This window comes from Enterobacter sp. RHBSTW-00901 (assembly GCF_014103115.1).
Lineage (GTDB): Bacteria > Pseudomonadota > Gammaproteobacteria > Enterobacterales > Enterobacteriaceae > Enterobacter > Enterobacter cloacae_P.
Genome location: NZ_JABXPB010000001.1, coordinates 4,288,841 through 4,311,973 on the forward strand (window position 1 = coordinate 4,288,841; position 23,133 = coordinate 4,311,973).

23 protein-coding genes and 1 riboswitch are annotated in these 23,133 nt (G+C 56.1%); of the genes, 13 read left to right on the forward strand and 10 right to left on the reverse strand.

The genetic code is table 11. The features are described from left to right. Positions 1-76: 76 nt before the first annotated feature. The gene (locus HV318_RS20670; protein ID WP_182274189.1) at positions 77-553 is read right to left on the reverse strand and encodes a kinase inhibitor; all 477 of its coding nucleotides are present in this window, start codon (positions 551-553) and stop codon (positions 77-79) included. 73 nt (positions 554-626) lie between these two features. After that, positions 627-1,916: an adenosylmethionine--8-amino-7-oxononanoate transaminase gene (bioA, locus tag HV318_RS20675; protein ID WP_395122400.1), complete on the reverse strand. Its 1,290-nt coding sequence runs from the start codon at positions 1,914-1,916 to the stop codon at positions 627-629. An 86-nt stretch (positions 1,917-2,002) separates the two neighbouring features. Between bioA and bioB the strand changes: the two genes are divergently transcribed. Genes bioB through bioD form a run of 4 tightly spaced genes read left to right on the forward strand, consistent with a single transcriptional unit; the run spans position 2,003 to position 5,630 of the window. Next, positions 2,003-3,043: a biotin synthase BioB gene (gene bioB, locus HV318_RS20680; protein WP_182274191.1), complete on the forward strand. Its 1,041-nt coding sequence runs from the start codon at positions 2,003-2,005 to the stop codon at positions 3,041-3,043. After that, positions 3,040-4,197 carry an 8-amino-7-oxononanoate synthase gene (gene bioF, locus HV318_RS20685; RefSeq protein WP_182274192.1) on the forward strand — a complete coding sequence of 386 codons (1,158 nt, stop codon included), beginning with the start codon at positions 3,040-3,042 and terminating at the stop codon, positions 4,195-4,197. The genes bioB and bioF overlap by 4 nt, the downstream gene beginning before the upstream one ends. After that, positions 4,181-4,936 carry a malonyl-ACP O-methyltransferase BioC gene (gene bioC / locus HV318_RS20690; RefSeq protein WP_182274193.1) on the forward strand — a complete coding sequence of 252 codons (756 nt, stop codon included), beginning with the start codon at positions 4,181-4,183 and terminating at the stop codon, positions 4,934-4,936. Before bioF ends, bioC begins: the two co-directional genes overlap by 17 nt. Then, positions 4,929-5,630 (forward strand): dethiobiotin synthase, encoded by a 702-nt coding sequence (bioD, locus tag HV318_RS20695; RefSeq protein WP_182274194.1) that lies wholly within the window; start codon positions 4,929-4,931, stop codon positions 5,628-5,630. Before bioC ends, bioD begins: the two co-directional genes overlap by 8 nt. Here the strand turns inward: bioD and HV318_RS20700 are convergent. Next, positions 5,593-6,315, reverse strand: a complete 723-nt coding sequence (locus tag HV318_RS20700; RefSeq protein WP_182274195.1) for an ABC transporter ATP-binding protein — start codon at positions 6,313-6,315, stop codon at positions 5,593-5,595. The genes bioD and HV318_RS20700 overlap by 38 nt on opposite strands. A 751-nt stretch (positions 6,316-7,066) precedes the next feature. Between HV318_RS20700 and uvrB the strand changes: the two genes are divergently transcribed. Continuing rightward, positions 7,067-9,082, forward strand: a complete 2,016-nt coding sequence (gene uvrB, locus HV318_RS20705; RefSeq protein WP_182274196.1) for an excinuclease ABC subunit UvrB — start codon at positions 7,067-7,069, stop codon at positions 9,080-9,082. Positions 9,083-9,173: 91 nt separating this feature from the next. Here the strand turns inward: uvrB and yvcK are convergent, their stop codons facing one another. Further along, on the reverse strand, positions 9,174-10,082 hold the full coding sequence (gene yvcK, locus HV318_RS20710) for a uridine diphosphate-N-acetylglucosamine-binding protein YvcK (RefSeq protein WP_182274197.1): 909 nt from the start codon (positions 10,080-10,082) through the stop codon (positions 9,174-9,176). Positions 10,083-10,308: 226 nt separating this feature from the next. Next, positions 10,309-10,443: riboswitch (molybdenum cofactor riboswitch) on the forward strand. On the opposite strand from yvcK, the gene moaA reads away from it, so the two are divergent. The 6 genes from moaA (at position 10,431) to HV318_RS20740 (ending at position 13,904) form a co-directional block, all read left to right on the forward strand. After that, on the forward strand, positions 10,431-11,420 hold the full coding sequence (gene moaA, locus HV318_RS20715) for a GTP 3',8-cyclase MoaA (protein ID WP_182274198.1): 990 nt from the start codon (positions 10,431-10,433) through the stop codon (positions 11,418-11,420). It overlaps the preceding riboswitch by 13 nt. Before the next feature lie 24 nt (positions 11,421-11,444). Beyond that, positions 11,445-11,957, forward strand: a complete 513-nt coding sequence (moaB, locus tag HV318_RS20720; protein WP_182274199.1) for a molybdenum cofactor biosynthesis protein B — start codon at positions 11,445-11,447, stop codon at positions 11,955-11,957. Positions 11,958-11,960: 3 nt separating this feature from the next. Continuing rightward, positions 11,961-12,446, forward strand: coding sequence for a cyclic pyranopterin monophosphate synthase MoaC (gene moaC, locus HV318_RS20725; protein WP_182274200.1), 486 nt, complete (start codon positions 11,961-11,963; stop codon positions 12,444-12,446). Continuing rightward, on the forward strand, positions 12,439-12,684 hold the full coding sequence (gene moaD / locus HV318_RS20730; protein ID WP_182274201.1) for a molybdopterin synthase sulfur carrier subunit: 246 nt from the start codon (positions 12,439-12,441) through the stop codon (positions 12,682-12,684). The genes moaC and moaD overlap by 8 nt, the downstream gene beginning before the upstream one ends. Before the next feature lies 1 nt (position 12,685). Beyond that, the gene (gene moaE / locus HV318_RS20735) at positions 12,686-13,138 is read left to right on the forward strand and encodes a molybdopterin synthase catalytic subunit MoaE (protein WP_182274202.1); all 453 of its coding nucleotides are present in this window, start codon (positions 12,686-12,688) and stop codon (positions 13,136-13,138) included. A gap of 58 nt (positions 13,139-13,196) precedes the next feature. Next, a complete protein-coding gene (locus HV318_RS20740) occupies positions 13,197-13,904 on the forward strand; it encodes a Bax inhibitor-1/YccA family protein (protein WP_182274203.1) in 708 nt (235 codons plus the stop codon). Positions 13,905-14,004: 100 nt separating this feature from the next. Here HV318_RS20740 and clsB read toward each other — a convergent pair whose 3' ends face one another. Beyond that, positions 14,005-15,243 carry a cardiolipin synthase ClsB gene (gene clsB / locus HV318_RS20745; protein ID WP_182274204.1) on the reverse strand — a complete coding sequence of 413 codons (1,239 nt, stop codon included), beginning with the start codon at positions 15,241-15,243 and terminating at the stop codon, positions 14,005-14,007. A gap of 241 nt (positions 15,244-15,484) precedes the next feature. Here clsB and HV318_RS20750 point away from each other — a divergent pair, with 241 nt between their 5' ends. Further along, positions 15,485-15,895: a YbhQ family protein gene (locus HV318_RS20750; protein WP_182274205.1), complete on the forward strand. Its 411-nt coding sequence runs from the start codon at positions 15,485-15,487 to the stop codon at positions 15,893-15,895. Here the strand turns inward: HV318_RS20750 and HV318_RS20755 are convergent. From HV318_RS20755 to cecR, 5 genes are read right to left on the reverse strand one after another with little or no spacing between them, the layout of a single operon-like run. Then, complete coding sequence (locus tag HV318_RS20755) at positions 15,857-16,963, reverse strand: ABC transporter permease (protein ID WP_182274206.1); 1,107 nt, start codon at positions 16,961-16,963, stop codon at positions 15,857-15,859. The two genes, HV318_RS20750 and HV318_RS20755, sit on opposite strands and share 39 nt — an antisense overlap. A 9-nt stretch (positions 16,964-16,972) precedes the next feature. Beyond that, a complete protein-coding gene (locus HV318_RS20760; protein ID WP_182274207.1) occupies positions 16,973-18,106 on the reverse strand; it encodes an ABC transporter permease in 1,134 nt (377 codons plus the stop codon). Then, positions 18,096-19,835, reverse strand: coding sequence for an ATP-binding cassette domain-containing protein (locus HV318_RS20765; protein ID WP_182274208.1), 1,740 nt, complete (start codon positions 19,833-19,835; stop codon positions 18,096-18,098). The genes HV318_RS20760 and HV318_RS20765 overlap by 11 nt, the downstream gene beginning before the upstream one ends. Beyond that, entirely contained in the window at positions 19,828-20,823 is a 996-nt protein-coding gene (hlyD, locus tag HV318_RS20770) for a secretion protein HlyD (RefSeq protein WP_182274209.1), read from the reverse strand. The genes HV318_RS20765 and hlyD overlap by 8 nt, the downstream gene beginning before the upstream one ends. Continuing rightward, positions 20,820-21,497 carry a transcriptional regulator CecR gene (cecR, locus tag HV318_RS20775; RefSeq protein WP_182274210.1) on the reverse strand — a complete coding sequence of 226 codons (678 nt, stop codon included), beginning with the start codon at positions 21,495-21,497 and terminating at the stop codon, positions 20,820-20,822. Before cecR ends, hlyD begins: the two co-directional genes overlap by 4 nt. Positions 21,498-21,705: 208 nt before the next feature. Between cecR and rhlE the strand changes: the two genes are divergently transcribed. Next, positions 21,706-23,088 (forward strand): ATP-dependent RNA helicase RhlE, encoded by a 1,383-nt coding sequence (rhlE, locus tag HV318_RS20780; protein ID WP_182274211.1) that lies wholly within the window; start codon positions 21,706-21,708, stop codon positions 23,086-23,088. Positions 23,089-23,133 lie beyond the last annotated feature (45 nt).

Here is a 23,133-nt window from a genome sequence, read left to right on the forward strand (position 1 = left end):
TCCCCGAACACCTGTCTACCATGTCCCCGGACCGTACAGTGGGAGAGGGCCGGGGTGAGGGCATCAGCCCGCACTATTACGAATACATCGCCGTAATCGACGCACTACCCAGCGAGTGGAAATGCACGTTAAAGCCTACCATCGCGCCGCTCGCCCCTTCATCGACCTCAATCTTGTCTACGTCCAGCGCATGCACCGTGAAGATATAGCGGTGGGTTTCCCCTTTTGGTGGTGCTGCACCACCGTAACCCGCTTTACCAAAATCGGTACGGGTCTGGATAGCACCGCCAGGCAGGGCAACCCGACCGGAGCCTGAGCCCTGCGGCAATTCACGCGTATTCGCAGGCAGGTTAGCCACAATCCAGTGCCACCAGCCGGAGCCGGTTGGGGCATCCGGGTCGTAGCAGGTCACGACAAAACTTTTGGTTCCCACAGGGATATCGTCCCACGCCAGATGCGGAGAAATATTATCCCCCTGATATCCCATCCCGTTGAAAACATGGCGTTCAGGCAGCTTTTCGCCGTCGCGCAGATCCTGACTGGTGATGTTCATACGATTTACCCTCGGTACCCGATCATGCAAAAAGTGTAATGCATAAACAGAGTACCGAAGCTAACGCATTGGGTTAAATCGAAAAATGTGCGGGAATGTTAACGGCTGCAACGACGGCATCCGTCAGCGTACTCAACTGAGCTTCAGTAATGATATACGGCGGCATCAGGTAGATAAGCTTACCGAAAGGACGCACCCATACACCCTGTTCAACGAAGAAGCGCTGCAGTGCAGCCATGTTCACCGGATGGGTTGTCTCAATCACGCCGATGGCACCCAGCACACGAACGTCCGCCACGAACTCAGCGCCAGAGGCTGCACTCAGTTCGTGTCTGAGCTGCATTTCAATGGCTGAGACCTGCATGCGCCACTCACCGCTTTCCAGAATGGCAAGGCTTTCGCTTGCCACCGCGCAGGCCAGCGGGTTGCCCATAAACGTCGGGCCGTGCATAAAGCAGCCCGCTTCGCCGTTGCTGATGGTGTCGGCAACGTGACGGGTGGTGAGCGTGGCAGAGAGCGTCATGGTGCCGCCGGTCAGGGCTTTCCCCAGGCACAGAATATCCGGCGCGATACCCGCATGTTCGCAGGCAAACAGCTTGCCGGTGCGGCCAAATCCGGTGGCGATCTCATCGGCAATCAGCAGAATACCTTCGCGGTCGCACATCTTACGAATACGCTTCAGCCACTCCGGGTGATACATCCGCATTCCACCCGCGCCCTGTACAACCGGCTCAAGAATAACGGCAGCAATTTCATGGCGATGTGCCGCCATCAGACGGGCAAAGCCCACCATATCGGCTTCATTCCACTCGCCATCAAACCGGCTCTGTGGTGCCGGGGCAAACAGGTTCTCCGGCAGATACCCCTTCCACAGGCTGTGCATGGAGTTATCCGGGTCACAGACCGACATCGCGCCGAAGGTATCTCCGTGATAGCCGTTGCGGAAGGTGAGGAAACGCTGGCGAGGTTCACCTTTAGCGTGCCAGTACTGCAGCGCCATTTTCATCGCCACTTCGACGGCCACGGAGCCGGAATCCGCCAGGAACACGCACTCCAGCGCGTCGGGGGTCATCGCCACCAGGCGACGGCAAAGGTCAACCGCAGGTTGATGGGTGATCCCGCCGAACATCACGTGCGACATCTGGTCAATCTGCGTTTTCATTGCGGCATTCAGACGCGGGTGGTTGTACCCGTGAATGGCCGCCCACCAGGAGGACATCCCGTCAACCAACGCTTCGCCGCTGGCGAGATGCAGTTCACACCCGTGAGCTGAAGCCACCGGATAGACGGGCAAGGGGGTGGTCGTGGAGGTGTAGGGGTGCCAGATATGCTGCTTGTCGAAGGCGAGATCGTCCTGGGTCATAATCGACTTGTAAACCATTTTGAAAAGTTTTAGGTTTACGAGTATAAACCGAACCGAAAATTAACAAAACCCTTTGGAGAAGCCCAATGGCTCACCACGCACGCTGGACGATGTCGCAAGTTACTGAATTATTCAATAAACCTTTCCTGGAGCTGATGTTTGAAGCCCAACAGGTACACCGTCAGCACTTCGATCCGCGCCATGTTCAGGTCAGTACGCTGCTGTCGATCAAGACCGGCGCATGCCCGGAAGATTGCAAATATTGCCCGCAGAGTGCGCGCTATAAAACCGGTCTTGAATCCGAACGTCTGATGGAAGTGGAGCAGGTGCTCGACTCTGCGCGCAAGGCAAAGAACGCCGGTTCGACCCGTTTCTGTATGGGCGCAGCGTGGAAAAACCCGCACGAACGCGATATGCCATATCTGGAGCAGATGGTGAAGGGCGTGAAGGAGATGGGGCTGGAAGCCTGTATGACCCTTGGCACGCTGAACGAAGAGCAGGCGCAGCGCCTCTCGGCAGCAGGTCTGGATTACTACAACCACAACCTCGACACGTCGCCGGAGTTTTACGGCAACATCATCACCACGCGCACTTATCAGGAGCGTCTGGATACGCTGGATAAAGTCCGCGATGCAGGCATCAAAGTCTGTTCCGGGGGGATCGTTGGTCTGGGCGAAACGGTGAAAGATCGTGCCGGTCTGCTGTTGCAGCTGGCGAACCTGCCAACCCCGCCGGAAAGCGTGCCAATCAACATGCTGGTGAAGGTCAAAGGCACACCGCTGGCGGATAACGACGACGTGGATGCATTTGATTTTATCCGCACCATCGCGGTGGCGCGCATCATGATGCCAGGCTCGTTTGTACGCCTTTCTGCGGGTCGTGAGCAGATGAGTGAACAGACGCAGGCGATGTGCTTTATGGCCGGGGCTAACTCTATCTTCTACGGCTGCAAACTGCTGACCACGCCGAATCCGGAAGAGGACAAAGACGTACAGCTGTTCCGCAAGCTGGGGCTGAACCCGCATCAGACTGACGTGCTGACGGGTGACAACGAGCAACAGCAGCAACTGGAACAGCAGATTTTCAACGCCGACACTGAACAGTTCTACAACGCGGCAGCCGTATGACCTGGCAACAGCGTATCAATTCCGCCCTGGAAGAACGCCGGGCGGCGGATGCTTTTCGGGTACGCAGAGTAGTGGAAAACGGCGCAGGCCGTTTTCTCACCCGTGAAGATCGGCAGTTTTGTAATTTCTCCAGTAACGATTACCTCGGTCTGAGCCAGCATCCGGCAATCGTTCGCGCCTGGCAGGATGGCGCAGCGCGATTTGGCGTGGGCAGCGGTGGTTCGGGCCACGTCAGCGGCTATACGACGGCGCATCGGGCGCTGGAGGAGGCGCTTGCCGACTGGCTGGGTTACCCGCGTGCGCTGCTGTTTATCTCGGGTTTTGCCGCCAATCAGGCGGTCATCGCCGCTCTGATGGGCAAAGATGACCGGATTGTTGCCGACCGTCTAAGCCACGCCTCCCTGCTGGAGGCGGCAAATTTAAGCCCGGCGCAGCTGCGGCGTTTTGCACATAACGATGCCGGGCAGCTCTCAACCCTGCTGGACAAACCCTGCGCCGGACAACAGCTGGTGGTGACGGAAGGGGTGTTTAGCATGGACGGTGACAGTGCGCCGTTGCGTGCGTTGCATGACGCGGCGAAACAGCAAAATGGCTGGTTGCTGGTCGACGATGCCCACGGTATTGGCGTGATGGGTGATGAAGGGCGGGGAAGTGCGCACCAGCAAAACGTGAAGCCGGAGCTACTGGTGGTCACCTTCGGCAAGGGCTTTGGTGTGAGCGGCGCTGCCGTGTTGTGCAGCGATCCCGTGGCCGATTATTTGTTGCAGTTCGCACGACATCTGATTTACAGCACCAGTATGCCACCCGCGCAGGCCGTGGCGTTGTCCGCGTCGATGGCGGTGATCCGCAGCGAAGAAGGTGCGGAACGTCGGCAGCGGTTAGCGGAACATATTCATCGTTTTCGCCAGGGGTTAGGGGCGCTGCCATTCCAGAGTACGGACTCACTGAGCGCTATTCAGCCCGTTATTGTCGGCGAAAACAGCCGGGCATTAGCGCTGGCACAGGCGCTGCGCGAACGGGGAATGTGGGTCACCGCGATTCGCCCGCCGACCGTGCCACCGGGCACCGCCCGTCTGCGCCTGACGCTGACGGCAGCGCACAAAGCACAGGATATTGATGCTCTTCTGGAGGCACTGCATGTCGCCAGTCAATAAGCAGGCCATTGCAGCGGCGTTTGGCCGGGCAGCCAGGAGCTATTCGCAGCACGATGAACTGCAGCGCCAGAGCGCACAGGGGCTGCTTGCCACGCTCGGTGAGAACGCGTTTTCACAGGTGCTGGACGCAGGCTGTGGCCCGGGAAGTCACAACCGCTACTGGCGCGAGGCGGGGAGCCACGTCACGGCGATTGACCTGTCAGCTCAGATGCTTGACGAGGCACGACTGCAACAGGCGGCAGACTGCTATCTGGTGGCCGATATCGAGGCTATCCCGCTGCCGGATGCACAGTTTGACCTCGTCTGGAGCCATCTGGCGGTGCAGTGGTGCAGCAGCCTGAACCGGGCAGCCGGTGAGCTTTATCGCGTGGCGCGTCCCGGGGGCAAAGTGGCCTTTACCACCTTGCTGGAAAGCTCATTACCGGAGCTGAATCAGGCCTGGCGCGCAGTGGATGAACAGCCGCATGCCAACCGGTTTTTATCCCACGACCAGGTCACGCAGGCGTTGTCAGGCTGGCGCTATCGCTGCGCAGTGCAAACCATCACGCTCAACTTCAGCGATGCTTTCAGCGCCATGCGCTCCCTGAAGGGGATAGGCGCAACACACCTGCATGCCGGGCGGGAGAGAAAACCACTCACCCGTGGGGAGCTGCAGCGTCTGGAACAGGCCTGGCCGCAACAGCGGGGTCGCTTCCCGCTCTCTTATCAACTTTTTCATGGGATTATCGAACGTGACTGAACGTTATTTTGTCACCGGAACGGATACGGAAGTGGGGAAAACGGTTGCCAGTTCTGCGCTGCTGCAGGCTGCGCGTCTGCAGGGAAAAACCACTGCCGGGTATAAGCCGGTAGCCTCAGGCAGCGAGATGACGCCGGAAGGCTTGCGCAATAGCGACGCGCTGACGCTACAGCGTAACAGCAGCCTGGTGCTCGCCTATCCGGCGGTAAATCCGTACACCTTTGCTGAGCCGACCTCACCGCACATCATCAGTGCAGACGAAGGCCGTCCGATTGATTTTTCCGTGCTGTCTGCCGGGCTGCGGGCGCTGGAAAGCCAGGCTGACTGGGTGCTGGTGGAAGGGGCGGGCGGCTGGTTTACGCCGCTTTCAGACGATCAGACGTTTGCGGATTGGGTGCAGGCAGAACAGCTTCCGGTGATCCTGGTGGTCGGTGTGAAGCTGGGCTGTATCAACCACGCCATGTTGACCGCTCACGCCATTCAACAGTCTGGTCTGCGTCTGGCGGGCTGGATAGCCAACGACGTGGTTGCCCCGGGAAAACGCCATCATGAGTATCTGGCAACGCTCAAACGGGCACTTCCTGCGCCGTTCCTCGGGGAGATCCCGTGGCTTGCCGACGACGCAGAGTGTGCCGAAACCGGACACTATCTCGATCTCAGCGTCTTGCCTCCAGTGACATCCAGTGAGCGATAAGCTCATCATCCAGCTCGTTAACGTGGCCCTGTGCCACGTTACGCCCGCGATACAGCATACAAAAACGATCTGCAACCCGGCGGATAAACGACAGCTGTTGTTCGGCTAATAGCACCGTCATCCCTAATTCCCGGTTAAGACGCGCCAGCAGTTGCCCCAGCTTCTGGGCGAAGCTGTGTCCTGCACCATGCATCGGTTCATCAAGGATCAGTATGCGTGGACGGTTCACGAGCGCGTTGGCGAGGGCAAGTTGATACTGGTCGTCAGGGGAAAGCCCCCTGGCGTGGGTTTGTCGCAGCGAGTAAAGCTGCGGAAACAGGTCATAAACATCACGTTTTGCTGCAGGATCAGCAATTCCCGTTGCCCGCATGGCGATGTGCAGATTCTCCTCAATGGTTAACTGAGAAAAGATCCGTCTGTCCTGAGGAACGTAGCCAATCCCTGACACTGCACGCTGTTCGGGGGCCTGGCTGAGTAAATCTTGCGGTGGGGCACCGGCTTCATGCCAGATGATGGTGCCACTCTCCACGGGCAAATTTCCTGTGATGCAATTGATCAGGGTTGTTTTGCCCATGCCCGGAAGGCCAACGACACCCGTGCATAAACCTTGCGGTAAATCTAAATCGACATTCCATAGCGTATGTTGGCTTCCGTAGAACTGATTGACTGCGCGCAGACTCAACATTTTTCTCTCCTTAAAAAGGGTACGGGTAAGGCTCTTTCTGGAATGTGCAAAACGCCTGCCAGAACCATTAAGTTGATTAAAAAAGAGGCTTTTTTAGGAATAAGTCACCGTCAGACGGGCGGTGGATTACCGAATTGCACAGCGACAGTGCCAGAGGTGTTGGGTCGTGGTGCAGCGATCGAAAATGCGGAATTGTGAGTAAGATCTCACCAGGGCGTTATGAATAACTCAACTGATTATCATCAAAAAAGAGTGATAAAAATTTTTTGTCACCGCCCGGTGGGAAAAACCGGGAATTTGCTGAGTGGCGGTCTGTACGGGCTGGAAGCAGTTATCCACCATTCCTGTGGATAACCATGTGTATTAGAGTTAGAAAACACGCGATAAGCGAGAGAATACGCGGGTTACGCCCAAATTGATGCGAAACACGGCTTTAGGAAATATCGTTTATTAATCAATTTGTTAGATAAAAGCAATTGCTGCAATCAAACGGTCATCCATTGCTCTAAAACTTTCATTACATGGCTTGACAAATGTTAAAAAAGAAAAAGTTCTGGGGATAACCCTGGTTCGCTGGTGTTTTATTTTGTCGCGGTCTAAATTTTGACCGGTAACGCGCTAATCATCTGCACGCTACTCTAAATATCCTGACACGCCACTGGTTTTTCATCCAGTGTTTTTTACTGGCATTCCTGGCAACAACGAGTAAAATTACTCACCTGCCGCTTTTTACGTCATCAGGTTGTCGCCCATGAGTAAACCGTTCAAATTGAATTCTGCTTTCCGTCCTTCAGGCGATCAGCCTGAGGCGATCCGTCGTCTGGAGGAGGGGCTGGAAGATGGGCTGGCACACCAGACGCTGTTGGGGGTGACCGGTTCGGGTAAGACCTTTACCATCGCTAACGTGATTGCCGACCTGCAACGCCCCACAATGGTGCTTGCCCCGAACAAAACCCTGGCGGCACAGCTGTACGGAGAGATGAAAGAGTTCTTCCCGGATAACGCGGTGGAGTATTTCGTCTCCTACTATGATTACTACCAGCCTGAAGCCTATGTCCCGAGCTCTGACACTTTTATCGAAAAAGATGCTTCGGTGAACGAACACATTGAGCAGATGCGTCTGTCGGCGACAAAAGCGCTTCTGGAGCGCCGTGACGTGATCGTAGTGGCTTCAGTTTCTGCTATCTACGGTCTGGGCGATCCGGATCTTTACCTGAAGATGATGCTGCACCTGACTCAGGGGATGATCATCGATCAGCGCGCGATTGTGCGCCGTCTGGCGGAGCTGCAGTACGCCCGTAATGACCAGGCGTTCCAGCGCGGTACGTTCCGCGTGCGCGGTGAGGTTATCGATATCTTCCCGGCAGAATCGGACGATATGGCGCTGCGCGTTGAGTTGTTTGATGAAGAGGTTGAACGCCTGTCGCTGTTCGACCCGCTGACTGGACATGTTGAGTCGGTTATTCAGCGTTTTACCATCTACCCAAAAACGCACTACGTCACGCCACGTGAGCGTATCGTACAGGCGATGGAAGAGATCAAAGACGAACTGGCCGATCGCCGTAAGGTGCTTCTGGCGAACAATAAGCTGCTGGAAGAACAGCGCTTAAGCCAGCGAACCCAGTTTGATCTGGAAATGATGAACGAGCTGGGTTACTGCTCCGGTATCGAGAACTACTCGCGCTTCCTTTCAGGACGCGGGCCGGGTGAGCCGCCGCCAACGCTGTTTGACTACCTTCCGGCAGATGGTTTGCTGGTGATTGATGAATCCCACGTGACGATCCCGCAGATCGGCGGGATGTATCGCGGTGACCGCGCCCGTAAAGAGACGCTGGTGGAGTACGGTTTCCGTCTACCGTCGGCGCTGGATAACCGTCCGCTGAAGTTTGAAGAGTTTGAGGCACTTGCCCCGCAAAGCATCTACGTTTCGGCAACGCCGGGCAGTTACGAGCTGGAGAAATCCGGTGATGAGGTGGTTGACCAGGTAGTGCGTCCGACAGGTTTACTTGACCCTGTGATTGAGGTGCGTCCGGTTGCCACGCAGGTTGACGACCTGCTGTCTGAAATCCGTATCCGTTCTGCCATCAACGAGCGCGTGCTGGTCACGACGCTGACCAAACGTATGGCGGAAGATCTGACCGAATATCTTGAAGAACATGGGGAGCGGGTGCGTTATCTGCACTCGGATATCGATACCGTAGAGCGTATGGAAATTATCCGCGACCTGCGTCTGGGCGAGTTTGACGTACTGGTGGGGATTAACCTTCTGCGAGAAGGCCTGGACATGCCGGAAGTGTCGCTGGTGGCGATTCTGGATGCCGACAAAGAGGGCTTCCTGCGTTCTGAACGTTCGTTGATCCAGACCATTGGCCGTGCCGCACGTAACATCAACGGTAAGGCGATTCTGTACGGTGACAAAATTACGCCGTCGATGGCGAAAGCGATTGGCGAAACAGAACGTCGTCGCGAGAAACAGCAGCGCTATAACGAAGAGCACGGGATCATCCCGCAGGGGCTGAACAAGAAGGTGGTGGATATTCTGGCACTGGGTCAGAACATTGCGAAGACCAAAGCGAAAGGGCGCGGTAAAGCGCGTTCTGTGGTTGAGCCGGATACCGTTGAGCTAACGCCGAAAGCGCTGCAGCAGAAAATCCACGAACTGGAAGGGCAGATGATGCAGCACGCGCAGAACCTGGAGTTCGAAGAGGCTGCGCAAATCCGTGACCAGCTGCATCAGTTGCGGGATCTGTTTATTGCTGCGTCCTGAGCCGTTTTTTCCCGGTGGCGCTGCGCTTCCGGGCCTACGGGATTAGCGTCTTTTGTAGCCCCGGTAAGCGCAGCGCCACCGGGGTTTTTTGTCAGCCCAGCGCCTGAATCGCCTTTTCCAGCGCTTCGCGCAGCAGATGGCGATCGTGGCGATACTGAATATCACTGGCTTCCAGCGGCTCCTGCACCACCACGCGGGCACTAATTCCTGACACATCCGCTTTCGGCCCGACCACCACCGCATCGATGATTTTTTTCCCGACGTACTGCTCCATGATGCCGAGCTTATCTGCAAGCGTCAGGCCTGCCGCCGCCGGGCTCAGTTCACGCCCTAAATTACCGATATAGACCACTGGTGCAGGGGTTCTGCGCAGCGCCTGGGCCAGCTCTTTGACCAGCAGAATGGGCATCAGGCTGGTATAAAAACTGCCCGGGCCAATCAGGATCAAATCCGCTTCGCTGATGGCTTCCACCGCTTCGCGCGTGGCGGGAACGCTCGGGTACGTCATCAGTTCTTTCGGCGGCAGGCAGAGCTGGTCGATATTTACTTCACCATAAACTTCATGGCCTTCCACGTCGATTGCCATCAAATCGACCGGTTGTTCAGACATCGGGATCAGGAATGCATCTACTTTAAGCAGATTTCGTATTAAATTGATGGCCTCAAGCGGGCGTACGCTCAGGTGATCCAGCGCCTTTAACATCAGATTTCCGAGGTTATGCCCGGAAAGTTCACCATTACCACCAAAACGGTACTCAAACATTGCCGAGGCGACGCTCGGTTCGGTGATTAACTGGTTAAGACAATTGCGCATATCACCCCAGGCGATCCCACCTTCGGCACGACGGATCCGTCCTGTAGATCCTCCGTTATCGGTCGTAGTGACTATCCCTGTTAACCTTGAGCCCAGTGAAGACAAAGAGGACATTACCCGTCCCAGACCGTGGCCTCCACCGAGAGCGACCACACGGTCAAGATCCGCAAAAGTGCGATTGCGCATACACATTCCTTATTACGTTCGAACAGCGTAACAGTACCCTAACTACCCCTAAAAGACGATGCTTCACTCGACGCAAAATGACGTATATCAATGCGAAAGTGCTGTTTTTGCGTATTCTGTAGCGAAAATGCACGATTACACCGCTATAAAGGTAATTATATAGCGAAAGGCGATAATGGCGAAGTGGTGATTTCCGCGCTACTATCGCCTTAACCACGTTTTCAAATTTGAAAACATACACTCTAGCCTTTGTGCCTGTGTCGAAAGATATGGCGCTCTGGCCGTGGCGGATTTGCCACCAGGGTACAGAAAGAAATGACTGTGCCTCCCGTATCTGGAAAGGTGTACATGGCTTCACAACTTACTGATGCTTTCGCGCGTAAGTTTTTCTACTTACGTCTGTCGATTACCGATGTGTGCAACTTCCGTTGCACCTACTGTCTGCCTGATGGCTACAAACCGGGCAGCGTCACCAATAACGGCTTTCTCTCCGTGGATGAAGTGCGCCGCGTCACGCGGGCGTTCTCTGAACTCGGCACGGAAAAGATCCGCCTGACCGGTGGTGAACCCTCTCTGCGTCGTGACTTCCCTGACATTATCGCGGCGGTGCGTGAAAACGAGCGTATCCGTCAAATTGCGGTGACCACCAACGGTTACCGCATGGCCCGTGATGTGGCGAACTGGCGCGATGCTGGCCTGACGGCGATTAACGTCAGCGTGGACAGCCTCGATGCCCGCCAGTTCCACGCCATTACCGGCCAGGACAAGTTCCGGCAGGTGATGGACGGTATTGACGCAGCGTTTGCTGCCGGTTTTGACAAGGTCAAAGTCAATACGGTGCTGATGCGCGATGTTAATCATCATCAACTGGACACCTTTCTGGCGTGGATCAAACCACGTCGCATTCAATTGCGTTTTATTGAGCTGATGGAAACCGGCGAGGGCAGTGAGCTGTTCCGTCGTCATCACATTTCCGGCATGGTGCTGCGCGACGAGTTGCTGAAGCGCGGCTGGATCCACCAGATCCGCCAGCGTATCGACGGCCCGGCGCAGGTCTTTTGTCACCCTGATTACGAAGGGGAAATCGGGCTTATCATGCCGTATGAAAAAGACTTCTGCGCCAGCTGTAACCGCCTGCGCGTCTCCTCTGTCGGCAAGCTGCATCTTTGCTTGTTTGGCGATGGCGGCGTCGATCTGCGCGATCTGCTGGAAGATGATGCTCAACAGGACGCGCTTGAAGCGCGCATTTCCGAAGCGCTGACGCATAAAAAGCAAACTCACTTCCTGCATCAGGGCAACACCGGAATTACTCAGAACCTGTCATACATTGGCGGGTAATCAGGCTTAAGAAGGAATCATAAGATGAGTCAGGTAAGCGCAGAATTTATCCCGACACGTATTGCCATTCTGACCGTTTCCGACCGCCGTGGCGAAGAGGATGATACCTCCGGTCACTGGCTACGCGAGGCGGCACAGGAAGCAGGGCATAAAATCGTCGATAAAGCGATTGTGAAAGAGAACCGTTATGCTATTCGCGCCCAGGTTTCTCAGTGGATTGCGGGTGATGAGGTGCAGGTGGTGTTGATTACCGGCGGTACCGGGTTTACCGCGGGCGATCAGGCTCCTGAGGCGCTGATCCCGCTGTTCGACCGTGAAGTGGAAGGCTTTGGTGAAGTGTTCCGTATGCTCTCGTTTGAAGAGATTGGCACCTCCACGTTGCAGTCCCGTGCGGTGGCCGGTGTGGCAAACAACACGTTGATTTTCGCTATGCCTGGCTCCACCAAAGCCTGTCGCACCGCGTGGGATAACATTATCGCGCCGCAGCTGGATGCCCGCACCCGCCCGTGTAATTTCCACCCTCATTTAAAGAAATAAGTTATGTCGCAACTGACCCACATTAATGCCGCGGGTGAAGCCCATATGGTGGATGTCTCCGCCAAAGCGGAAACGGTACGTGAGGCACGCGCCGAAGCGTTTGTCACCATGCGGCCAGAGACGCTGGCGATGATTATCGACGGCAGCCACCACAAGGGCGATGTCTTTGCCACCGCCCGCATTGCCGGGATCCAGGCGGCGAAACGGACCTGGGACTTAATCCCGTTATGTCATCCGCTGATGCTGAGCAAGGTGGAGGTGAATCTTCAGGCGCAGCCAGAGCATAACCGGGTGCGCATTGAGTCGCTGTGTCGTTTAACCGGTAAAACCGGTGTTGAGATGGAAGCCCTGACGGCGGCGTCGGTTGCTGCGCTGACCATCTACGATATGTGCAAGGCCGTGCAGAAAGACATGGTGATTGGCCCGCTTCGCCTGCTGGCGAAAAGTGGCGGCAAATCCGGTGATTTTAAGGTGGACAGCCATGATTAAGGTTCTCTTTTTTGCGCAGGTACGCGAGCTGGTCAATACCGACAGCCTGACGCTCGATGCTCCCTTTGAAGATGTTGCCGCACTTCGCACGCATCTGGCCGCGCAAAGCGACCGCTGGGCGCTGGCGCTGGATGAAGGTAAGTTGCTGGCCGCGGTGAATCAGACGCTGGTCGAGTTTACCCATCCGCTCACGGCAGGGGATGAAGTCGCTTTCTTCCCGCCGGTCACAGGAGGCTGAAATGGCGGAAACCCGAATTCTGGTCGGCCACGCGCGTTTTAATGTCGGAACAGAATACAGCTGGCTGGCCGAACGTGATGAAGATGGTGCGGTTGTCACCTTCACCGGCAAAGTGCGTAACCACAACCTCGGCGACAGCGTGAAGGCACTGACGCTTGAGCACTATCCGGGCATGACGGAAAAATCGCTTGCGGAGATTGTCGGGCAGGCGCGCAGCCGCTGGCCGCTCGGACGGGTGACGGTTATCCACCGTATTGGTGAGATGTGGCCGGGTGAAGAGATTGTTTTTGTTGGGGTCACCAGCGCCCATCGCAGCAGCGCGTTCGCAGCAGGGGAATTCATTATGGATTACCTCAAGACCAAAGCACCATTCTGGAAGCGTGAAGCAACACCAGAGGGGGACCGCTGGGTTGAGTCGCGTGACAGCGACAAACAAGCGGCCGGCCGTTGGTAGTTGGTTTACGCAAATGTGTTAGTCTTAACGTGTGTGTCTACTTAATCAGGAGTGAATCATGGACCGATTTCCGCGTTCCGATTCGATAGTACAGCAGACCCGTAGCGGACTGCAGACGTATATGGCTCAGGTGTATGGCTGGATGACGGTCGGCTTACTGCTGACGGCGTTTATCGCGTGGTATGCGGCCAATACGCCTGAACTGATGATGTTTATCTTCTCCAGCAAAATCACCTTCTTTGGGCTGATTATTGCACAGCTGGCGCTGGTGTTTGTCCTGTCGGGAATGGTGCAGAAGCTCAGCGCCGGAATGGCAACCACGCTGTTTATGCTCTATTCGGCACTGACGGGGCTAACGCTCTCCAGCATTTTTATCGTCTATACCTACTCGTCCATCGCCAGTACGTTTGTGGTGACCGGTGGGATGTTTGGCGCGATGAGCCTGTGGGGTTACACCACCAAACGTGACCTGAGCGGTTTTGGCAGTATGCTGCTTATGGGGCTGATTGGGATTGTGCTGGCGTCGCTGGTTAACCTGTGGCTGAAGAGCGAAGCGCTGATGTGGGCCGTGACCTACATTGGGGTGCTGGTCTTCGTCGGGCTGACGGCATACGACACGCAGAAGCTGAAGAACATTGGCGAGCAGATTGACGTGCGCGACAGCTCAAACCTGCGCAAATACTCCATTCTGGGTGCGCTGACGCTGTATCTGGACTTCATCAACCTGTTCCTGATGCTGCTGCGTATTCTGGGCAACCGTCGCTAAGGTTGTTTTGCCGGGTGGCGGCTTCGCCACCCGACTTAAATCCCGTTGTAACGCCTTCTCATTCTTCTTCCGGCTCTTCAGTATCAAATAACCGTCAACATCAGGTTTTCTCTCCGTCTTCCACCTCTACGCGATCCTGAGTTTCCATTTTGGGCTGCACAGGGGGAGCCACACGTGCCAGCGTTGGTGTATGAGCGGGCAGCCAGCCCACCATCGCCGGGAAATGACGCAGGAAGTGGAACGCCAGCACGCTTTTTCCGAGATTCCACCAGGTGCGTTTCGGTACCATCGAGTCATCCACACGCACGCAGTCATTGTCGAGCAGACCCTGCAGGTTATCGCGCAGGGTCTGATTAAACTGGCGATCGTGAATGATCAGGTTGGCTTCCAGATTAAGGGATAAACTCAGCGGATCAAGATTACTGGAGCCGACGGTCGCCCAGTGATCGTCCATCAGCGCGACCTTGCCGTGCAGCGGTCGGCGGCGATATTCATAGATTTGTACGCCGCCTTTCACCAGATAGTTGTAGAGCAGGCGCGCACCGACCTTCACAATCGGTATATCCGGCTCACCCTGCACAATCAGTTTTACGCGCACGCCGCGTCGGGCGGCGTTACGCATGGCGTGAAGCAGGCGATAGCCGGGGAAGAAATAGGCATTGGCAATGATGACTTCATGCTTCGCCTTCGCCAGCATTTTCAGGTAGTGATGTTCGATATCGTTCCGGTGCTCAGCGTTATCCCGCCAGACAAACAGCGCCTGCGCTTCTCCGGGATGCCGGTTCTCTTCGGGGCGATGACGGCGTACCCACCAGTGGTGGGAGACCTCTTTACCCGACAGGTTTTCCAGTTCGAACAGTAAGATGTCCTGAACCACGGGGCCTTCAATTTGAATGGCGTAATCCTGTTTGGCCTCTGCTCCATAGTCGGACATATGTTCAGCGGAATAGTTAATGCCGCCGACGAACGCCATCGCTTCATCCACAACCACAATTTTGCGGTGCATCCGGCGAAAGAGGTTAGTGCGCATACCAAACAGGCGAGATCCAGGATCGTAGTAGCGGAACACCACGCCCGCCGAGGTGAGCGCGTTGACGAAATCATCGCTAAGATCCGGTGAACCATAGTCATCGAGTAATACGTCGATTTTGATACCACGCAGTGCAGCGCGCAGCAGCACGGCATGCAACCGTCTCCCCACGTCGTCTTCGAACCAGATAAAGGTCTCGAGGATCACCTTCTCCCGCGCGCGGCTGATGGCATCAAAAACCGCCGGATAGTAGTTATCACCATTTTCCAGCAGCGTAATGCGGTTACCTTCCCGCCAGACGCATTTCATAGGTGGATCTCCGCGCTGATAAAATGAAGCAGCAGTTAAATACGATGAAGCTATCATGAATGTTTATTGTCAGCACGTTACGCGAGAAAGCGGTATTTTATGGGCCATAAACGCCTTCCAGGATGACTATCCTGATGAAAATAAAGTGTAGTCGGCGTCACAAAAAGATGCGGTGTTACGGAATTTTCCGTAAAGTGCGGTAGTCTGAATAAGCAGAGAAATATTCTTCAGGAGAGAAGCCATGAAGTGGCAACAACGCGTTCGTGTCGCAACTGGCCTGAGTTGCTGGCAGATAATGTTGCATTTACTGGTCGTGGCCGTACTGGTGATGGGCTGGATGAGCGGCACGCTGGTGCGTGTTGGCCTGGGATTATGTGTGCTTTACGGCGTAACCGTGCTGTCGATGCTGTTCTTACAGCGTCACCATGAAGCACGCTGGCGCGAAGTGGGTGATGTGCTCGAAGAGCTCACCACCACCTGGTATTTTGGTGCGGCGATGATCGTTCTGTGGCTACTGTCACGCGTGCTGCAAAACAACCTGTTGCTGGCCCTGGCCGGTCTGGCCATTCTTGCAGGGCCTGCGGTTGTCTCTTTACTCACCAAAGAGAAAAAGCTACGCAATGTTTCGTCTAAACATCGCGTACGCCACTGACCCCGTCGTGGCCGCTATGACCAGTAGCGGCCACAAACTTCCCCAGATAATGTCCAGACTCGCATCCTTCAGATAGATTTGCTTGGTGATGTCCGTAAAGTGACGAATCGGGTTTATCCACGTCAGATCCTGTAGCCACACCGGCATGTTCTCAACCGGAGAGACATAACCTGAGAGCAAAATCGCCGGCATCATAAAGACGAACACGCCAATAAATGCCTGCTGTTGCGTCGAGCAAAGCGCTGAGATCAGCAAACCAAAGCCAACCAGCGACAGCCCGTAAATCACCATCGTGAAGTAGAACAGCGCTAGCGATCCGGCAAACGGAATTTGGTATGCCCAGATCCCAACGCCCAGTACGATAGTGGCCTGGAAGGTGGCGACTATCAGTGCCGGAACCGCTTTGCCGACGAAAATCTGCCAGGTTGCCAGAGGGGAAACCAGAAGCTGGTCGAGCGTACCTTGCTCGCGCTCGCGGGCGACGGAAAGTGACGTGACGATCATCACCCCAATGGTGGTGATCATGGCGATCAGCGACGGCACCACAAACCACTTGTAATCCAGATTTGGGTTGTACCAGTTGCGCACTACCAGCTCGCTGTTATTGGGTTTGGTTTTACCTTCCATCCGCTCCTGCTGGTAATTTTTCACTATCTGTTGCAGGTAATTAGCCGCTATCTGGGCACTGTTAGAGTTACGCCCGTCGAGGATGAGTTGCATCGGTGCGCTCTGGAAGGTGTCCAGGTTGCGGGAGAAATCTGCCGGGAACCGGACCAGCAGCAACGCTTTTTGCGTGTCAATGGTGGGCTGGATCGCCTGCGGGCTTTTCAGCAACAGGATGTGGGTAAAAGCCTTCGCCCGGGCAAAACGCTGGGTCAGTTCGACAGAATGTTTGCCACTGTCTTCGTTGTAGATGGCAATGGTAGCGTTCGTCACCTCAAGCGTCGCGGCGAACGGGAACAGAAAAACCTGTATCAACACCGGCAAAACCAGAATGACACGGGTCTGCGGCTCGCGCAGCAGCGACTGTAGCTCTTTGCGGATCAATGTCCATAAACGGTGAAACATATTCGCTCCTTAATCCAGTCGCCGTTTGGTCTTCACCCACGTCAACCCAATGAACATCGTCGCTGAGGCCATCAGAAACAGGGTGTTGATAATCAGCACCAGCGGAATATTCCCCGCCAGGAACAGGCTTTGCAACGTACTCACAAAGTAACGCGCCGGAATAATGTACGTCACCGCGCGGATCACGGCGGGCATACTGTCTATCTGAAAGATAAACCCGGACAGCATAATCGACGGTAAAAAGGCGGCATTGAGCGCCACCTGGGCGGCGTTAAACTGGTTACGGGTCACGGTCGAGATGAGCAGCCCCATCCCCAGCGTGCTCAGCAGAAACAGGCTGGTGATGAAAAAGAGCAGCACCAGCGAGCCGCGATACGGCACACCGAGGATAAATACCGACACCAGCATGCAAAGCAGCATCGCCAGCATGCCGAGGAAGTAGTAGGGGATGAGTTTGCAGAGCAGCAGCTCTGCCCGCGTCACTTCAGTCGAGAGCAGCGCTTCCATTGTGCCGCGCTCCCACTCGCGGGCAATCACCAGCGAGGTGAGGATCGCGCCAATTACCGTCATGATGATAGTGACCGCGCCCGGAATAATAAAATGCTGGCTGATGGCGGCGGGGTTAAACCAGTAACGTGTCTGCACGTCGATCAGCGGTTCAAACGTTTCGCCTCTGTCCTCGGCTCGCTGCATTTGCCAGAGCTGCCAGATGCCTTCCACATAACCCTGCACGAAATTAGCCGTGTTTGGCTCGCTACCGTCGGTGATCACCTGAATGGGGGCGTCGGTATTCGCCCGCGCCATATTGGCGTCGAAATCTACCGGGATCACCACCAGCCCGCGAATTTTCCCGGCCTGCATCTTCTGGATCAACGCCTGGCGATTGTCGCTGATGGTGGCGTCAATATAGGGGGATCCGGTCATGGCATGGGTGAAGTCCAGCGCTTCTTTGCTCTGCTGTTCCAGTAAAATGCCCACCCGCAGCTTGCTCGAATCAAGGTTGATCCCGTAGCCAAAGATAAACAGCAGCATCAGGGGGATCACCACGGCAATCAGCCAGCTACTGGGGTCACGCACAATCTGGCGTGTCTCTTTGACGCACAATGCGCGCACCCTGCGCCACGAAATAGCGTTACTGCGCATCGGTATGCTCCTTATCCCAGTCGTGGATGAGGGTGATAAATGCCTGCTCCATCGTTGGGTCGGGCTGGCTGTCGTCTGCGGCCTGCGTTTTGAGCGAGTCCGGTGTACCGTGGGCAATCAGTTTGCCGCGATAGACCAGCCCGATGCGGTCGCAGTATTCCGCTTCATCCATAAAGTGGGTAGTGACCATCACCGTCACCCCTTTTTCCACCATGCTGTTGATGTGCAACCAGAACTCGCGACGGGTGAGGGGATCCACGCCCGAGGTCGGCTCATCGAGAAACAGAATATCCGGTTCATGCATCAGCGAGCAGGCCAGCGCCAGCCGCTGTTTGAATCCAAGCGGCAGTTCGTCGGTGGCGTGGGACGCTATGTTCGACAGGCCAAAGGCCTCACACATGCGGCTGATTTTCTCGTTTTGCGCCCGTCCGCGCAGGCCGTAAACGCCGGAGAAAAAGCGCAGGTTTTGCTCGACCGTCAGGTTGCCGTACAGCGAGAATTTCTGCGCCATATAACCCAGATGCTGACGCGCTTTACCGGAGCTGACCTTCAGATCCATATCCAGCACCAGCGCTTTGCCGGAGGTGGGTACCAGCAGCCCACACATCATCTTAAAGGTGGTGGATTTTCCTGCCCCGTTTGGACCGAGCAGGCCAAAAATCTCACCGCGCTTCACGGCGAAATTGACGTTATCGGTGGCAGCAAAATCGCCGAACTTCTTCGTGAGGGATTTCGCTTCGATCACTGTTTCACCGGGCGTACCGTCGACCGTATGCAGGATAGCGCCCAGTGGTGATTCCGATGTGCCCGCGCCGCCCAGCAGATCGATAAACGCATCTTCAAAGCGTGGCGCTGTCTCTTCAATGTCTATTTCCGGTATGCCCGGTGTGTGGCGAATATCCGCTGCCGTGGCCCCTTTTTTGAGGATCACGCGCACGGAGCGGCCCTGAATCATCCCGTCGCTGACCAGCGGTAGCCTGAGCACCCGCTGCAGCAGCTTGCGGTTGGACTCCTGCGGGCTGTGCAGCAGGAAGCTGCGTCCGGCCATGCTTTGCGTCAGCGTTGTGGGTTCACCCTGGTAGAGCAGTTCGCCTTCGTTCATCAGCAGCACGTCGCGGCATTGCTCGGCTTCATCGAGATAAGAGGTGCTCCAGAGGATCAGCATCCCGTCGCCTGCCAGTTCATGCACCATCTGCCACAGCTCGCGGCGTGAAATCGGGTCGACACCCACGCCGGGCTCATCCAGCAGCAGCACCTTCGGCTCACCCACCAGCGTACAGGCCAGCCCCAGCTTCTGCTTCATCCCGCCGGAGAGCTTGCCTGCCAGCCGGCCAGTGAATGGGCCAAGTGAGGTAAATTCCAGCAGACGAGCGAAGGTTTTTTGCCGGGTTTCACCGGTAACGCTGCGCAGGTCGGCGTACAGATTCAGGTTTTCCATCACCGTCAGGTCTTCATACAGACCAAATTTCTGTGGCATATAACCCAGCATGGCGTGGAGCGCACTGTCGTCGTGGATGGGGTCGAGGCCGAGTACGCTGGCGCTGCCGTCATCGGGCTTCAGTAGCCCCGCCAGCATTCGCATCAGCGTGGTTTTGCCTGCACCATCCGGGCCGACCAGCCCGGTCACATAGCCTTTCTGGATGGTACAGTTCAGCGGGGCAACGGCCGGTTTATCCAGGCCCGCGAAGCGTTTTACCAGATTGTTGAGCTGGATAACCGTGTCATTCATGTCGTTTCCCGTCGTTGAATTTTACGGTTACCGGCATACCCTGGCGCAGGGCGTCGTCGGCATCAGTCACGATGATGCGCAGGCGGTACACCAGAGCGGTACGCAGATCCGGTGTTTCAACGGTTTTTGGCGTGAACTCGGCAGTCGGGGAGACAAACCCGACGATGCCGTGATACGGCTTGTCCGGGCGACCGTCGGTATAGAGCAGCAGCTCCCGGCCCGGCTGCACCTGGCCGAGGCTGGGTTCATCAATGTAGGCGCGTACCCACACCGGACGGGTCAGTGACAGTGTTAAGACGGTACTGCCCGCGCTTAACATGCTGCCTGGTTCCACGGCGCGGGTCATCAACGTGCCGTCAGAGGGGGCAACCAGTGTGGTATCGTGCAGATCCAGTTCCGCCTGGGCCAGCTGAGCCTGTGCCTGTTCAAGGCTGGCTTTTGCCTGAGCAATATTCTGCGGGCGGTTACCGGTATGGTACTGGCTTAATTTATCCTGTGCGGATTTCAGTGTTGCCTGCGCCTGGTCGCGGGAGGAACGCGCATTTTCCAGGTCATTGGCTGAAATCGTGCGACTTTTCCACAACCCTTGCTGACGCGCATAGAAGTTCTGCGCATAGTCATAGGCCGCCTGTGCCTGTTTAACGGCTGCGGCGGCCTGGGCAATCTCTTCATCGCGATAGCCTGCCAGCATCAGGTCATACTGCGCCTGAGCGACAGACACCCCTGCCTTTGCCTGCATCAGCGCATTCTCGTATGGCGCTTTGTCCAGCATTCCCAGCATCTGCCCGCTTTTAATGGTATCGCCTTCGTCCACGGTGAGCGACGCCAGACGACCACCGACGCGGAAGCTCATGTTCACGGTACGAATATCGGCATTGCCATACAGCGTCAGGCCTTTGTCCTGATGGCTTTGATACCACAGCCAGCCACCAACACCTGCGGCAAGCAGAACAACAACCACCAGAATGATGGCGACAGGTTTTTTCATGACTTCAGGCTCCTTTGCGTTAAGCCTTGCAGGATCAGATCGAGATGACAGGTGATGACCTGGCTAATCTGCGCGGCTTTATCCTCATCAAATTGTGTCCAGCCAGTACGTAGCAGGATAGTTTCCCGCCCCAGACGAAAGGCGAGCACTTCGCCCAGCAGGGCGTGGGTATGCAAGATGGTTTCTGTATCGTTGGCATCGCGCCCGGTATAGGCCGCAATAAGCCGGGCCAGGTGGGTGTGCATCGGGGCAATGACCTGATCGTGAACCAGCTGATAGGCCGCAGTGGGGGAGAGCTGCTCACGGGAGATAAATTTACTCAGGTTCAGCGTATCGTCATGCGTCAACAGGCGGATCATATTGTGGCAGGCATTGAGGATAAGCTGACGAATAGCGGCACGATCGGGTGACGGCTGACTGAACAGCCTGGAGGCCTCGTCAATGTGCGGGCGAAAATTCGTGCCGATAAAATCGGCGATCGACTGCGCGCAGGCGAGGTACAAATCCTCTTTTGAGCCAAAATAGTAAGTAATGGCCGCAATGTTCTGCCCGGCCTGCGCGGCGATATCACGCGTGGTGGCATGTAACCCATACTCACCAAACTGCGCCAGTGCGGCGGCGATAAGCTGGCTTTTGGCCTGTTCATCTTTAGAGGTGGTCGGGGTTATATTCATGACGGCATTAAAAATTAATCAATCGATTGATTAAGATTATGCCTTATTCGCAGTATCGTCGAGGGCGTGCTGAGGGATATTTTATGCGCCACGTCACAAAAGCTGCTACACTCCGCTGCTTCGCGACATTGTGGTTTTTGTCCTCTCCTTTATCGTTATATCTCCCTGAAAACTACACCTGTGACGGTCGGGGCGGTTCGGAGTTTTTATGTCTTTTGATTCCCTTGGCCTGAACCCGGAAATCCTGCGTGCAATTGCAGAGCAGGGTTACCTCGAGCCAACCCCGATCCAGAAGCAGGCGATCCCTGCCGTGCTGGAAGGCCGCGACCTGATGGCCAGTGCTCAGACCGGTACCGGTAAAACCGCAGGCTTTACTCTGCCGCTGTTAGAGCTGCTGGTAAAAAACCAGCCGCACGCGAAAGGCCGCCGTCCGGTTCGGGCGCTGATCCTCACGCCAACCCGTGAACTGGCCGCGCAAATTGGTGAGAACGTGCGTGAGTACAGCCGCTATCTCAACATTCGCTCGCTGGTGGTTTTCGGTGGGGTGAGCATCAACCCGCAGATGATGAAATTGCGTGGTGGTGTGGACGTGCTGGTGGCAACGCCGGGCCGTCTGCTGGATCTGGAACACCAAAACGCGGTGAAGTTGGATCAAATTGAAATTCTGGTGCTGGACGAAGCCGACCGCATGCTGGACATGGGCTTTATCCACGATATCCGCCGCGTGCTGGCTAAGCTGCCACCGCGTCGTCAGAACCTGTTGTTCTCTGCGACCTTCTCCGACGACATCAAGGCACTTGCTGAAAAGCTGCTGCACAACCCGCTGGAAATCGAAGTAGCGCGTCGTAACACCGCCTCTGAGCAGGTCACGCAGCACGTACACTTTGTTGATAAAAAGCGTAAGCGGGAACTGCTTTCCCAGATGATTGGCCAGGGTAACTGGCAGCAGGTGCTGGTCTTTACCCGTACCAAGCACGGTGCAAACCACCTGGCAGAGCAGCTGAACAAAGACGGCATTCGCAGTGCGGCGATCCACGGCAACAAGAGCCAGGGGGCACGTACCCGCGCGCTGGCTGATTTCAAATCCGGTGATATCCGCGTGCTGGTGGCCACCGACATTGCCGCGCGTGGCCTGGACATTGAAGAGCTGCCACACGTGGTGAACTATGAGCTGCCAAACGTGCCGGAAGATTACGTACACCGTATTGGTCGTACCGGCCGCGCGGCGGCCACCGGTGAAGCGCTCTCTCTGGTGTGTGTCGATGAACACAAACTGTTGCGCGACATTGAGCGTCTGCTGAAAAAAGAGATCCCGCGTATCGAAACCCCGGGCTATGAAGTGGATCCATCCATCAAAGCGGAGCCGATCCAGAACGGTCGTCAGGGCGGTGGTCGCGGTCAGGGTGGCGGCGGTCGTGGTCAGCAACCGCGTCGCTCTGAAGGTGGTGCGCCAAAATCATCCGCTAAACCTCCGCGTCGTAACAACGATGCTAAACCGGCGGGTGAAAACCCGTGGCGCAGTGGTGAAGGGAAACCGGCAGGGGAAGGGCAGCGCCGACGCCGCCCGCGTAAACCTGCTAACGCGCAGTAATCTGGAAGCCCGGCAGTAAAGCCGGGCTTTTCTTTTTGCGGCAAC